Here is a 12,737-nt window from a genome sequence, read left to right on the forward strand (position 1 = left end):
GGCGTGATATTCGGGAGAATCCTATGTCTTCGCAGGTCAGAGCGGTTTCCGCGACTTCGTCGCGGAGGCGCGGCGCGGGGACGACGCCGCCAAAAACGACAAACCGCCGTCAGCCAACAGGTGTGGGGTGCCCCCGGTCGTGCTCGGCCTGCAACCGCCGCATGGCGTGCTCGACGACGGTCATCAGCACTTGCTTGACCGAGTCACGCCGTCGGGCGTCACACAACACCAGCGGCACGTCCGGTGAGATCGCCAGTGCCTCGCGGACCTCGTCCAGCTCGTACTGTGGCGCGCCGTCGAACCGGTTGAGCGCAACCACGTACGGCAGGTTGCGGTTCTCGAAGTAGTCCAGCGGGGCGAACGCGTCGGCGATCCGGCGGGTGTCCACCAGGACCGCGGCCCCCACCGCACCCCTGATGATCTCGTCCCACATGAACCAGAAGCGGGTCTGCCCCGGTGTACCGAAGAGGTACAGGATCAGATCCTGCGCCATGGTGATCCGGCCGAAGTCCATGGCGACCGTGGTGGTCTCCTTGCCCGGCACCTTCGACGGGTCGTCGATGCCGACGCCCGCCGCGGTCATCACCGCCTCGGTGGTCAGCGGCGTGATCTCGGAGATCGCGCCGACAAGCGTCGTCTTGCCGACACCGAAGCCACCCGCGACGACGATCTTCGCGGAGATGATTCCCCGGCTCTGGCGGGCCCCGGCGGGGTCATAGCTCGCGAAGTCCACTCAGCACCCTTCCCAGCATTTCCATCCGCTCCTCGTAACCTGTGGCGGGAGCGGCCGTCTGTAGCGTCAACAGGCCCTCGGCCACCATGTCGGCGACCAGCACCCGGGCGACACCCAGCGGCAACCGGGTGTACGCGGCGATCTCCGCCAGCGACTCGGGGCGGCCCTCGCAGACCATCGCGATGCGATGCTTGTCATGCCCGGCAAACCGCGATTCGGCGATCTGGGTCGGACTGGCCACCAGCACCGCTTCCAGGGCGATGTCCTGGCGTGGCTCGGTCCGGCCCCGGGTGACCGCGTACGGCCGCACCAGCGCACCGCGGGGGTCACGCCGCTGCTCCATGCGCGATCACCTCCTCTCCCGTCCGCCGTCGTACCGCACCGGTCAGGACCGCACCGCGTCCCGGGGCAGCGGCACCAGCGCGGCACCGACCCGCTCCACCAGCAGGGCCATCTCGTAGCCCACCTGGCCGACGTCGCAGCTGCGCGCCGCGAGCACCGCCATCGACGAGCCGTCGCTGATGGACATCAGGAACAGGTAGCCGCTGTCCATCTCGATGACCGTCTGCAACACCCCGCCGGCGCTGAACATCCGCGCGGCGCCCTCGGTGAGGCTGACCACGCCGGACGTGATCGCGGCAAGCTGGTCTGCCCGGTCCGCCGGCAGGTCGCGGGAGGAGGCGAGCAGCAGCCCGTCCGCAGACACCGCCACCACGTGGGCGATTCCCGCCACGCTGTCGGCGAAGTTGGTGAGCAGCCAACCCATGTCCTGCATGGCCGCTGGCCTGTTCATCGGCTCGTCTCCTTGGTCGAGGTGCTGTTCTGACTCGCGCCGGCCGTCCGGCCGCGCTGAACGCCGCGGTGGTACGCCGACAGCAGACCGCGTACTTCGTCCGGCGTACGGCGACTGTGCTCACGCCCGCCACGCGGTTCGATCCCGCCGGGCACGAGTTGTGCCTGCGGCACCCGCTTGGGCAGACCCGACCGGGTGGTCCCGGCGGGAGTGGGCTCGGCCGCCCGGCTGGCCCGCGACCAACCCTCGTCGGCCGCCGTCTGCCAGGCCTCGTCCGCCGGTCCTTCGGGGTGCGCCACCGGCGGGGGCGACGGCGGCACCGACGATCCCGCGCCGGGCAGCGGGCCGTTCGCCGGAGCGGCTGGCGACGGGCTCGCCGGGGCCGGCGGCGACATCGGTGACGACGACGGCGACGGCGGAGTGCTGGTCCCGGCGGAGGCACCAGGCGTACGGGTGGGCAGCGGGGTCCGCCCCCGGGTCGGCTCGACGGTGGGCGCCGAGCTGGCGGCAACCGGCTGCGCCGGTGGGTCGTCGAACTGGGGCCGGCTGAAGATGGCGGTCGCGTCGTTGCCGTGGGCCCGGAACCAGACCGCCTCCATCTCCCGGAAGATCGGCGCCTCGGCCTGCGGCTCCGGCGGGGCGGTGATCGGTCCGGTCGCGACCGGGACGGTGGCGGCCAGGCTGGCGCCCAGCCCGCCGAAGCCCGAGCTGTCGTAACCGGTGCCGCCGGAGTGGGGTGTGGTGTCCCCGGTGGAGCCGGCCGGTGCGCTGGCCCCGGCACCGGCGACCGGGCCGACCGGCAGCACGGGCGCGGCCGGTTCGGGGTGCTGCCGCGCCGGGGCAGCGGGTCGAGGGTCGGCTGGGCGACGGTCGGCGCACCGGCACTGAATCCGTTGGCGAAGGCCGGGGCCTGGGTGTTGGGCGCGGCGGGGTTCGCTGCCGGCTCGGTGGCCGGCCAGGGCGCGGCCGACGGCGTACCGGCCCGCCACCTGTCGCTGAGCGTGGCGGTGTTGGTACGCCCGGCCCCGCCGAACGGTTCGCTGCCGTTCAGCGGTGCCATCGGGGTCTGCTCGACCGCGAGCGGCTGACGCGGTCGGGTGATCGCCTGGTCGCGTCCCCGCAGGTTCGGCAGTACCACCGTGGCGGCGGGGAGCGTGACCTGCGCCACGGTGCCGCCCTCGACGTTGCGCCGCAGGTCGACCCGGATGCCGTACCGGGCCGCGAGTCGGCTGACCACGGCGAGACCCATCAGCCGGAACGCCGACACGTCCACGCTGGAGGGTTCGGCCAACCGCCGGTTGAGCGAGTCCAGTTGCTCGTCGGTGAGGCCGAGACCCCGGTCCTCGATCTGGATCAGGACGTAGTCCCGGATCCGCCGGCCGTCGGCGACGACAGTGGTGTTCGGTGGGGAGAACCGGGTGGCGTTGTCCAGCAACTCGGCCACCAGCCGGACGACGTCGTTTACCGCGTGTGCGGCCACCGAGACGTCCGTGTCGACAGTGCCGAACTCGATCCGGTTGTAGAGCTCCACCTCGGACTGCGCGGCGCGCAGCACGTCCACAAGCAGCGCGTCGTCCCGACGTGGCACGGTCGAGTCCGCGCCCGCAAGCACGAGCAGGTTCTCGTCGTTGCGGCGCATCCGGGTGGCCAGGTGGTCGAGCTCGAAGAGCTGAGCGAGCCGCTTCGGGTCCTCCTCGCCACGCTCGATCGCGTCCAGCTCGCCGATCATGCGGTCGACCAGGTTCTGACTACGCCGGGCCAGGTTCAGGAACATCGCCGAGACGCTGCTCCGCAGGGCCGCCTGCTCGGCCGCCACCCGGACCGCCTCGCGGTGTACGACGTTGAACGCCGAGGCGACCTGACCCACCTCGTCGCGGTTGTCGAGCTTGATCGGATCCCGCACCTCGCGGACGATCTCCTTGACACTGCCGTCGTTGACGTTGCCCATCTCCTGGAGCCGGCGCACCGCCTCGGGCAGGTCGTGGTTGGCCACCGAGAGCGCGCCCTCACGCAGCCGGCGCAGCGAGTGGTTGAGCGAGCGGGCCAGCACCACCGCCAGGGTGACCGCGATGATCAGGGTGAGCAGCACCAGCGCCGTTTCGACGATGGCCTGCCGGACCACATCCGAGCGGGCCTGTTCGGCCTGGCTGAGCAGGCGGTCCTGCAACTCGATCTCGGCCCAGCGCATCAGCTCGTTCACCGCGCCGATCGCCGCGGTGGCCTCCTGGGCGGAGATCGACGAGCGCTGGTTCACCGAGCGACTGATGTCGCTGGCGATCCGGTCGGCGAGCACCACGGCGTCGCCGGAGACGGTGCGCTCGACCAGCGCACGCTGGTCGGGGTCGGCAGCCAGCGAGAAGGCCAGCAGCGCCTCCTGCTGGCTGGTGAGCGTGGCGACGAAGACGGAGAACTGCTCGTTGTCCAGTCGGCCAGCGCTGAGCGCGGTGAACGCGACCGACTCCTCCTCGGCGACGGCCGCCTTGGCCCGGGCGAACGCGGCTACCGCTCGGCGACTGTCCGCCAGGCGCTCCTCACCGGGCAGCTGAGCCAGCCCGTCGCCGTAGGCGACCAGATCGGCCAGGACCACGCCGTAGCGCAGGGCCGCCTCGGCCACCTCCATCTGCTGTCGGCCGAGCACCTCCTGCCGGGTGCCGTCGAGGGTGTCCAGGTGCGCGTCGATGGCCGCCAACCGGCCGCGTACCGCAGCCGGCGGCTCATCGATCTTGGCGCGCTCGGCCCGGTACGCGTCGATCCGGTCCTGCGTCCGCCGAACCCGGAGGTTGTACGCGTCGGCCTGTTCCTGCTGCGGCTTGTCGAGGTAGGCGGCAGCCGCCATCCGCTCGGCATGCAGGTCGTTCGTCAGCGCGGAGACGTTCATGGAGAGCGCGGTGAGCGATCGGGCCTCGGTCGCGTCCACGGCGCCCGCACCGACCGAGACCAGGCGGACCGTGGCCAGCGCGATGACCGCGGCGACCGGAACCACCAGGATCAGTGCCAGCTTGGACCGAATCCGCACGTCCCGCAGTCGGGGCAGCCGACGGCGTCCGTTCTGCGCGGGGTCACCGCTGGCGGGCAGGGTCGTCGGTCCGGTGCTCACGACATCGCCTCCGTCGGTTTCTCCACGCCTGAACCGTCGACCCGTACGGGCCAGAACGGCCGGCGCCATGCGCGGCCCGGCCGCGATTTCATCAGACGAGATCGTGTTTGGGAAGCCGCAGTGTGACAGGAAACGGTCGGAGGGCGTGCATCGAGTGATCGGAACAACTAATACCTACATTTCGGCGGTGCCCTTGATCAGGGCAGGTACCTCCAGAGTGGTCATCCGTGTCGCGAGCGTGAGCGTCGGAAAACATCTTGTTACCCCAACATGTGGGATAGGCGTCCCGAAACACCGCCGATCGCCTCGCTTGACCACAGCGCCTGGCATTGGCAAGGTTTTGCAGGCTTCGCGCACACCGTACGGCAGGCGCACCCCGGATCTCCACTGAGGATGGTCGCGCCGCCGGTGACCGGGCCACCGCCCGTGCCGCACCAGGAGGAAACCGTTGACCCCGTTCCGCTCCGCGACCGCCACCGTGCTCGCGTCGGCCATGCTGGCCACCACCCTCACCGGCTGCCAGTTCGGCGGGCAGGAGCAGGACACCTCACCCATCGTCATCGCCGCTGACCTGGAACTGTCCGGTGCGGCGGTCGGCGCCGGCACGGCGTACCGGCAGGCGATGGAGTTGAAGATCGAGCAGCTGAACGCCTCTGGCGCGCTGAACGGCCGGTCGATCAAACTCGTGTGGAAGGACAACCGGTCCGACGCCAGCGAGTCGCTGCGCAACATCGCCGAATTCAGCAACGACCCGCAGGTGAGCGCCATCATTATGGGCGGCTGCAACGAGTGCGCGATCGGCGCGGTCCGCACCGTCAACGAGAAGCAGATTCCCACAATCGCGCTCGCCGCGGCCGACGCGGTGGCCAACCCGGTGGCGGACCGCCGCTACGTGTTCAAGCTGGCGCCCAACCCCGCCGACAACGCCGGGGCGCTCACCATCGAGCTGAGCCGACGCAGCATCGACACGGTCGGGTTGCTGCGCACCGACGACCCGTACGGGCGGGAGGGCACCGAGGCGCTGCGCCGCGAGCTCGACAAGGCGGGCATCGAGGTGCTGGCCGAGGCGACGGTCCGGGGCACCGACACCGAGGTGGACCGGCAGGTCAGCCAGCTGACCTCGACAAACCCCGAGGCGCTGGTCATCTGGACCCCGCCGGAGCAGGCCATGCTGGCCGCCACCGCGGCCCGACGGACCGACTTCGACGGCGGCCTCTACCTGGACGCACTGGCGGCGGGGGACCTCTTCCTCGGCCCCTCGGCCCGGGCCGCCGAACGATCGACCCTGATCTTCACCCAGACGATGGTGATCGACGACGTCATCGCCACCACGCCCGCGAAGGCCGCCCGTCGGCAGTGGTTCCAGGACTACACCGCCCGCTTCGGCGGCTACCACGGTTCGTCGTCCTTCGCCGCAGACGCCGTCCAGCTCATCGCCGACGCCGAGCTACGCTCCGGCGGGCCGGCCGGCAAGGTCGACCGGGAGGGCATCCGGAACGTGCTGGAGACCTCGCAGTTGGACGGACTCTCCGGGCCGATCCGGATGACGCCGGACAACCACTCCGGGCTGATGCCCCAGGCGCTTACCACGCTTGTGGCCCGTAACGGTCGGTGGCGACTGGCCAGCTGAGCCGGCACCGTTGCCGACCTCTACGGCGCGCCGTGCCGCCGTCGGGAAACCCCGCCGGGCTTCCCGACGGTCGGTCAGCGGCTGGAGGTGGTTTCCCGCAGCCAGGGCAGGCTACGCCGCTCGATGAGCACCAGCGCGCTGTAGAGCAGGATGCTGACCAGGGCGACCAACATGATCGCCGCCCAGGCGGTGGCGGTGTCGCCGATGCCCGCGTACTGCTGGATGACGTAACCGAGGCCACCCTCACCGGCCTGGAACTCACCGATCACCGCGCCGATCGCGGCCAGCGGCATGGCCACCTTGAGGCCGACGAAGATCTGCGGCAACGCGGCCGGGAAGCGCACCTTGCGGAAGGTTTGCCAGCGGGAGGCGTTGTAGGAGCGCACCAGCTCGGCCAGCTCCGCCGGAGTGGTGGTCAACCCGGTCGCGGTGGAGAGCACGATCGGGAAGAAGCACAGCAGGAAGACCATCGTCAGAATGGGTTTCTGACCCCAGCCGAGCGCCACCACCAACAGCGGTCCGAGGGTGATCTTCGGCACCGCGTTGATGGCGACCAGCAGCGGGGTGAACATCCGCTCGACCGTCCGAGAGGCGGCCAGCGCCAGGCCGAGCAGCACCCCGGCCACCGCGGAGAGCAGGAAGCCGACCAGGATCTCGCCGGTGGTGTCGCGGGTGTGCGCCAGCAGCCGCTCCGGCCGTTCGGCGAAGGCGGCCAGCACGTCTGCGGGGGGCGGCAGGGCCGCGGGATGGATCAGCTCCAACTGGGCGACCAGCCACCAGAGCGCAAGGGCGATCAGCAGACCGGCGGCCGGCAACAGCGCCGCGCTGGCGACGGACCGCAGGTCGCCGGGGCGCCACCGCCGGCCACGCGGTGCCGCCTGGGACGGCGCGGGTGCCAGCGCCGCCTCCGGCTGCCGTGGGCGGACGTCGGTCATCGGGATCCTCCTGCGATTCGGGTGGCTCTGGCGATTCGGATGGTGGCGTGGTCGGGCAGTTCAGGTGGCGCTGGCAGTTCGGGTGGCCGGGGACGGGAAGGGGGTACGCCCCACCGGCTGCCCGGTGCGGCGCACCCCGTGTCGACCGTCGGCCGTCGGCCCCGGGTACGAAGTCTCGACCTCAGGCCTTCGGCGCGAGATTGAAGTCGATGATCTGGTCCGGGGTGAGGTCCGTCTTCAGCGCGCCGGCACCGCGCAGGATCGCGATGCTCTTGGCGACCCGGCCGCTGTCCAGCGTGCCCAGTGCGGTGCCGGAGTTGCTGGAGCGGACGTACCCGGCCATCAGCTGAAGCTCGGCGGCAGCCGCCTCGGGGTTCACCGCCTCGGCGTTCTTGGCCAGGATCTGGGCGGCCTCCTGCGGGTTCGCCAGGGCGTACTCCAGGCCCTTGAGTAGCGCCTCGGTGAACCGCTTGACCTGCTCCGGCTTCTCGCTGGCGTACTGCTTGGAGGTGATCAGCACGTTGCCGTAGAGGTCCTGCATCACGTTGCTGTACGGCAGCAGGACGGCCTTCTTCTTGGTCACTGCCTCGATGGTCGGCTGGCCGACGACGAACTGGCCGATGCCGTCCACCGAGCCGGAGGCGAGCGTGCCCATGAGCGTCTGCGCCTCGCCGTTGACCCACTTCACCTTGGCGTAGTCGATGCCCGCCATTCGCGCGTACGTCGGGAAGAGGTTGCGGACCACCGAGCCGGGGGTGTCGGCGAGCGTCTTGCCCTCCAGGTCCTTCGGGGTGTTGATGCCGGTGCCCTCGACGGTGGCGATGGCGGCCATGGTGCGCTGCTGGATGGCGGCCACCGCGACGAAGTCCTTGGCGTCACCGTTGCCGAGCTGGAGCAGGCCACCGGTCAGGTCGATCGGACCGAACTGGGCCTGGCCACCGACGATCGTCTGGATCACCCCACCGGTGCCCTGCCCGGGTTTGATGTCCACCTCGAAGCCGGCGTCCTTGAAGAACCCCTTCTCCTTGGCCACCCAGGCGTAGGAGTCACGCCCGAAGTTGCCGAAGGAGGTCAGGTAGGTCACCTGCTCCAGGGACGAGCCCACACCGCCCTTGTCGTCGGCGTCGTCGGAGCCGCACGCGGCGGAGACCAGGGCGAGCGCGGTGGCCATGGTGGCCGCGGCGACCGTACGGGTCAGCCTTTTCATCAGTACACCTTGTCCTTTCCAACCGGGGCATCGTGCCGCCGGAAGGGGGGTTGTCGGGCGGCACCGGCAGCCGGAGATGGAAGCCGACACCGCGTACGAGGGGGATTCTTCGCGGGCACAGCGTACGAGAACCCCACCTTTGCGACGCCAGGCGTACCCGGTTGCGGAACGGATACAAAGTGACGTCCCCCCCGCACGGGGCGATAGCGGGCGAGGCCGCTAGCCTGTTACGGATTCCTGACCGTCCACTCAGTGGAGGCCCGCCGGAGATGATCCGTCTGTCCGAGGTGTCCCGCACCTTCGACGGCCGCGCCGGCCGGGTCGAAGCGCTGCGTGGCATCGACCTCGACGTGGCCGAGGGCGAGTTCGTCGCCGTACTCGGCCGCTCCGGATGCGGCAAGTCCACCCTGTTGCGGCTGATCGCCGGCCTGCTGCCGGTCACCTCGGGCGAAATCACCGTCGGTGGCACACCGGTCACCGGGCCGCGCCCGGACATCGCCATGCTGTTCCAGCGACCGGCTCTGCTGCCGTGGCGTACGGTCCTGGACAACGTCCTGCTGCCGGTGGAGATCTTCGGCTGGAAGCGCGCGGACCACCGGGACCGGGCCCGGCAACTGCTGGAGGTCGCCGGGCTGGCCGGCTTCGAGAAGCGGCTGCCGCACGAGCTCTCCGGCGGCATGCAGCAGCGGGTGTCGCTGTGCCGGTCGCTGATCGGCGACCCCCGGGTGATGTTGATGGACGAGCCGTTCTCCGCGCTGGATGCGCTCACCCGGGAGGAACTGGCCGGCGAGCTGCAACGGGTGCACATGCGCAACGGCGCGACGATCGTCTTCGTCACCCACTCCATCGACGAGGCGGTGCTGCTCGCCGACCGGGTGGTGGTACTCAGCCCGCGCCCCGGCCGGCTCCGCAAGATCGTCGAGGTGACCGTGCCCCGCCCCCGCACCCTCGGCCGCAACGCCCACCTGGCCGATGTCGCCCAGATCAGCGCCGACCTGCACGAACTGCTGATGGAACGCGACCAGCCGGCGACCGCCGCCGCCGAGGGGCGATGACGATGCGGGTGGCGGTCTTCACGGAGCCGCACCGCGGCGCCAGCTACGACGACCAGCTCCGCTTCGCCCGCCTCGCCGAGCAGGGCGGGTACGACGGCTTCTTCCGGGCCGACCACTACCAGAGCATGGGCGACGAGCCGGGGCTACCCGGACCGACCGACGCCTGGCTCACCCTCGCCGCGCTCGCCCGGGAGACCAGCCGGATCCGCCTGGGCACCCTGGTCAGCTCGGCGACCTTCCGGCTACCCGGGCCGCTGGCGGTGATGGTGGCGCAGGTGGACCAGATGAGCGGCGGCCGGGTCGAGCTGGGCATCGGAGCCGGCTGGTACGCCCGTGAGCATCTCTCGTACGGCATCCCGTTCCCGGACACCAGGGAACGCTTCGACCGCCTCGCCGAGCAACTCGACGTGATCACCGGCCTGTGGCGCACCCCGTTGGGCGAGACGTTCAGCTACACCGGTGAGCACTACCAACTGGCCGACGCGCCGGCCCTGCCCAAGCCGGTGCAGACCCCCGGGCCTCCGGTGATCATCGGCGGCCGGGGGGCCAGGCGCACCCCGGAACTGGCCGCCCGGTACGCCGACGAGTTCAACATGCCGTTCACAAGCGTCGAGCAGACCGGTGCGGCGTACGAGCGGGTGCGGGAGGCGGCCGAACGGGTCGGCCGCGCCGAGAGCGGGCGCGGTGCGCTGCTGTTCTCCGCCGGCATCGTGGTGGCCATCGGCCGGACGGACGCGCAAGCCCAGCGGCGGGCCGCGCCGCTGCACGCCAAGAGCGCCCTGCCGCCCGAGAATCCGGTGGTCGGTTCGCCGGGACAGCTTGTCGACCGGATCGGTGAGTTCGCAAAGCTCGGCACCGAGCGGGTTCACCTACGCCTGACCGACCTCACCGACCTGGATCACCTGGAACTCATCGCCGCCGAGGTGCTTCCCCAACTGAACGGATCACGATGACCCAACCGTCGCTCGACCCCCACTCCCCCGGGGCAGACCTCGTCCTCGGACCGGTGGGTCAGGAGATCGTCTTCGAGAACGACCGGGTCCGGGTCTGGCACATCCGGCTGGAGCCGGGTGAAGGGCAGCCGCTGCACCGGCACGACCACCCGTACCTCGTGGTGGCCGTACAGGGCGCGAAGAACGTGATCCAGACCGTCGACGGCGTCAAGATCGACGCGGACGAGCCGACCGGCGGGGTGGTCTACCGCGATCCGGGAGCGGTGCACATGCTGACGAACGTCGGCGACACCACGTACCTGGCCCGGCTCATCGAGCTCAAGTAAGAGCGAAACCCGTCGCTGCGCAACCGCCGCGAGCAGGCATTACATCCTTCTCCGGCGCGCCGGTGGCGAACGGTGGCGACGGACCGTAACGTGCCGGACATGGCCCATCGGACCTTGAGCCGGCTGATGCTCACGGCATTCGGCGTCAGCCTGCTGGCCGGGGCCGGTCAGCTCGGCCTCGCCTTCGGCTTCGGCATCATCAGGCTCACCGGCACCTTCACCGGTGCCACCGTCAACCAGTGGCCGGCGCAGCTCGTCTGGGCCGGCTGGTTCGCGACGAACGCCGCCGTCATCGGTGCCCTGCTCGCCGAGCGGCTGGTCCGGCGCGACGAGCAGCTCACCGGCACCGGTCGGCAGTTGGCCGTCGCCCTCAGCGCCGCCCTGGGCGCCCTCGTCGTGGCGCCGTTGTGCATGCAACCGGCCCGCAGCGCCGAGGTCGTCTCGGTCGATCCGGTCTGGGCCGTGGCGATCTGCGCGGGACTCGGCGCGGTGGTCGGTGCCGGCGCCACGCTGGCCGTGCTGATCCGGCCCCCGTTCGCCTGGAACATGGCCGCCGTCGCCGGGGTGATGTGGCTGCTGGCGCTGCTCTCGGTCCTACCGTCGCTGGGCGAGTCCGGGCCGCTGACATCGGTACGCCTCGGCGTGTTGGAGCCGGCGTGGCTCGATGCCGACACGGCGCAGCAGTTGGCCCTGCTGATCTTGCCGATGCTGAGCTTGGTGGCCGGCGCGGCGACCGGAGCGCTGGCCCGCCAGTACGGCCATCCCCCGCTGATCGGCGGACCGAGCGGCGCGGCCGGGCCGGTGCTTGTGGCGTTCGCCTATCTGGCCGCCGGGCCGGGTGGTACGGGTGACCGCTACCAACTCTGGCCGTACTACGGTGCGCTGATCGCCATCGCCGCCGGTGCGCTCGGCTCGGCCGCCACCGCACTGCTGCCCTGGTCGCCGGGCCGCCCCCAGGCGACGGAAGCCATCGAGCCGACCGCCATCCTCGCGCCGCTGCCCGCCGCACCGATGCTGCCCGGCCCGGCCCGGCGTCAAGCCGATGAGCAGACCGCCGTCAGGTCACCCATCGCCCTCGGCGCCACCCCGGAGCCGACCCCCAGCAGCCCGGCACCCACCCTCGAGCAGCCGACCCCCACCAGCGCTACGCCCACGGCAGCGGACTCGCCGCAGGCGGAGGCGGCCGGGTCACCACCACACTGGCACTGGCCGGACGATCGAACGGCGTCCCGCACCCCGGCGACGACGCCGGGAACGCGGCTACCGGAGCGTCCGGCCGCCCCGCCCGCCGACACGTCGGGCGACCTCTGGGTCGGCGACGGCAGCGACATCCCGGCGACCTCCCAGGCCACAGCCCCGCCGGACGCAGCCCCGTCGGACAGCCCGGCCGGCGACGAAACCGAGGACGGTACGCCGGCCCGGGCGGCACCACGAGCACGGCGCCGGTTCCCGATGCCCGATCTGTGGCGGGCGACCACGTGGCGGCTCGCCCCCGCCCAGCAGCCCGAGCCGCCGGCATCGGCCGAGGAGAACGTCCCCTCGACCGATGCCGAGCAGTCGAGCCCTGCCCGGGAGGCGACACCACCGGCCGCCGAGCCGCCGAGCCGCTTCACCGCTCCCCCGCCGCGCATCTCCGCCGACCCGGAAGCGGCCATCCGGGACGTGACGGCCGCGTTCGCCAAGCCGCCCGTCACCCGTGCCGAGGAGGTGCAGCCGGACACCGGCGACCGGGACAAGGGCGGCCGGCGCGGTCTGTTCCGGCGCGGCAGGTCACGCTCGGCCGACGCCGGCACCGAACGCGAGGAGCCACTGGCCGCGCAGGACGAGGAGTACGTGCACTGGGTGGCCGAACTGAGCCGCCCCATCCCCGACGACGAGCCCGCCCCCAAAAAACCCCGCCGCTCCCTACGCTCCACCGGCCGCCACCACCGCGACTAACCCCCCACCCCGCCCCCGCCGATCTTGCACTTCTGGTCGCTGATCTGCCCCCATATGAGGCATTTATCCC

General features: G+C 71.3%; 10 protein-coding genes and 1 pseudogene. 5 read left to right on the plus strand and 6 right to left on the minus strand.

The window, feature by feature from the left end; translation table 11 throughout:
* Window positions 1-109: 109 nt before the first annotated feature.
* From QQG74_RS27765 to QQG74_RS27780, 4 genes and pseudogenes are all read right to left on the minus strand, one after another.
* Window positions 110-733 carry an ATP/GTP-binding protein gene (locus tag QQG74_RS27765; RefSeq protein WP_341717616.1) on the minus strand — a complete coding sequence of 208 codons (624 nt, stop codon included), beginning with the start codon at window positions 731-733 and terminating at the stop codon, window positions 110-112.
* Window positions 714-1,076 (minus strand): DUF742 domain-containing protein, encoded by a 363-nt coding sequence (locus tag QQG74_RS27770; protein ID WP_341717617.1) that lies wholly within the window; start codon window positions 1,074-1,076, stop codon window positions 714-716. The genes QQG74_RS27765 and QQG74_RS27770 overlap by 20 nt, the downstream gene beginning before the upstream one ends.
* 42 nt (window positions 1,077-1,118) lie before the next feature.
* Window positions 1,119-1,526, minus strand: coding sequence for a roadblock/LC7 domain-containing protein (locus tag QQG74_RS27775; protein ID WP_030329975.1), 408 nt, complete (start codon window positions 1,524-1,526; stop codon window positions 1,119-1,121).
* Window positions 1,523-4,623: pseudogene (locus QQG74_RS27780) on the minus strand (nitrate- and nitrite sensing domain-containing protein). Before QQG74_RS27780 ends, QQG74_RS27775 begins: the two are co-directional and overlap by 4 nt.
* A gap of 448 nt (window positions 4,624-5,071) precedes the next feature.
* Here QQG74_RS27780 and QQG74_RS27785 point away from each other — a divergent pair.
* Window positions 5,072-6,253 carry an ABC transporter substrate-binding protein gene (locus QQG74_RS27785; protein ID WP_341717618.1) on the plus strand — a complete coding sequence of 394 codons (1,182 nt, stop codon included), beginning with the start codon at window positions 5,072-5,074 and terminating at the stop codon, window positions 6,251-6,253.
* 74 nt (window positions 6,254-6,327) lie between these two features.
* Here the strand turns inward: QQG74_RS27785 and QQG74_RS27790 are convergent, their stop codons facing one another.
* Both QQG74_RS27790 and QQG74_RS27795 read right to left on the minus strand, forming a co-directional pair.
* On the minus strand, window positions 6,328-7,188 hold the full coding sequence (locus QQG74_RS27790) for an ABC transporter permease (protein ID WP_341717619.1): 861 nt from the start codon (window positions 7,186-7,188) through the stop codon (window positions 6,328-6,330).
* 181 nt (window positions 7,189-7,369) lie between these two features.
* Entirely contained in the window at window positions 7,370-8,395 is a 1,026-nt protein-coding gene (locus QQG74_RS27795) for an ABC transporter substrate-binding protein (RefSeq protein ID WP_341717620.1), read from the minus strand.
* A 269-nt stretch (window positions 8,396-8,664) separates the two neighbouring features.
* Here QQG74_RS27795 and QQG74_RS27800 point away from each other — a divergent pair, with 269 nt between their 5' ends.
* From QQG74_RS27800 to QQG74_RS27815, 4 genes are all read left to right on the plus strand, one after another.
* Complete coding sequence (locus QQG74_RS27800; protein WP_341717621.1) at window positions 8,665-9,450, plus strand: ABC transporter ATP-binding protein; 786 nt, start codon at window positions 8,665-8,667, stop codon at window positions 9,448-9,450.
* Between the two features lie 2 nt (window positions 9,451-9,452).
* Window positions 9,453-10,403 carry an LLM class F420-dependent oxidoreductase gene (locus tag QQG74_RS27805; RefSeq protein WP_341721417.1) on the plus strand — a complete coding sequence of 317 codons (951 nt, stop codon included), beginning with the start codon at window positions 9,453-9,455 and terminating at the stop codon, window positions 10,401-10,403.
* A complete protein-coding gene (locus QQG74_RS27810) occupies window positions 10,400-10,729 on the plus strand; it encodes a cupin (RefSeq protein WP_341717622.1) in 330 nt (109 codons plus the stop codon). Before QQG74_RS27805 ends, QQG74_RS27810 begins: the two co-directional genes overlap by 4 nt.
* Window positions 10,730-10,828: 99 nt before the next feature.
* Window positions 10,829-12,667 (plus strand): hypothetical protein, encoded by a 1,839-nt coding sequence (locus QQG74_RS27815; RefSeq protein WP_341717623.1) that lies wholly within the window; start codon window positions 10,829-10,831, stop codon window positions 12,665-12,667.
* Window positions 12,668-12,737: the final 70 nt, after the last annotated feature.

This window comes from Micromonospora sp. FIMYZ51 (assembly GCF_038246755.1).
Lineage (GTDB): Bacteria > Actinomycetota > Actinomycetes > Mycobacteriales > Micromonosporaceae > Micromonospora.

Coding starts and splice junctions, on each gene's coding strand:
- QQG74_RS27770 (WP_341717617.1), bottom strand. CDS start 1,076: ATGGAGCAGCGGCGTGACCCCCGCGGTGCGCTGGTGCGGCCGTACGCG.
- QQG74_RS27775 (WP_030329975.1), bottom strand. CDS start 1,526: ATGAACAGGCCAGCGGCCATGCAGGACATGGGTTGGCTGCTCACCAAC.
- QQG74_RS27790 (WP_341717619.1), bottom strand. CDS start 7,188: ATGACCGACGTCCGCCCACGGCAGCCGGAGGCGGCGCTGGCACCCGCG.
- QQG74_RS27795 (WP_341717620.1), bottom strand. CDS start 8,395: ATGAAAAGGCTGACCCGTACGGTCGCCGCGGCCACCATGGCCACCGCG.
- QQG74_RS27800 (WP_341717621.1), top strand. CDS start 8,665: ATGATCCGTCTGTCCGAGGTGTCCCGCACCTTCGACGGCCGCGCCGGC.
- QQG74_RS27805 (WP_341721417.1), top strand. CDS start 9,453: ATGCGGGTGGCGGTCTTCACGGAGCCGCACCGCGGCGCCAGCTACGAC.
- QQG74_RS27810 (WP_341717622.1), top strand. CDS start 10,400: ATGACCCAACCGTCGCTCGACCCCCACTCCCCCGGGGCAGACCTCGTC.
- QQG74_RS27815 (WP_341717623.1), top strand. CDS start 10,829: ATGGCCCATCGGACCTTGAGCCGGCTGATGCTCACGGCATTCGGCGTC.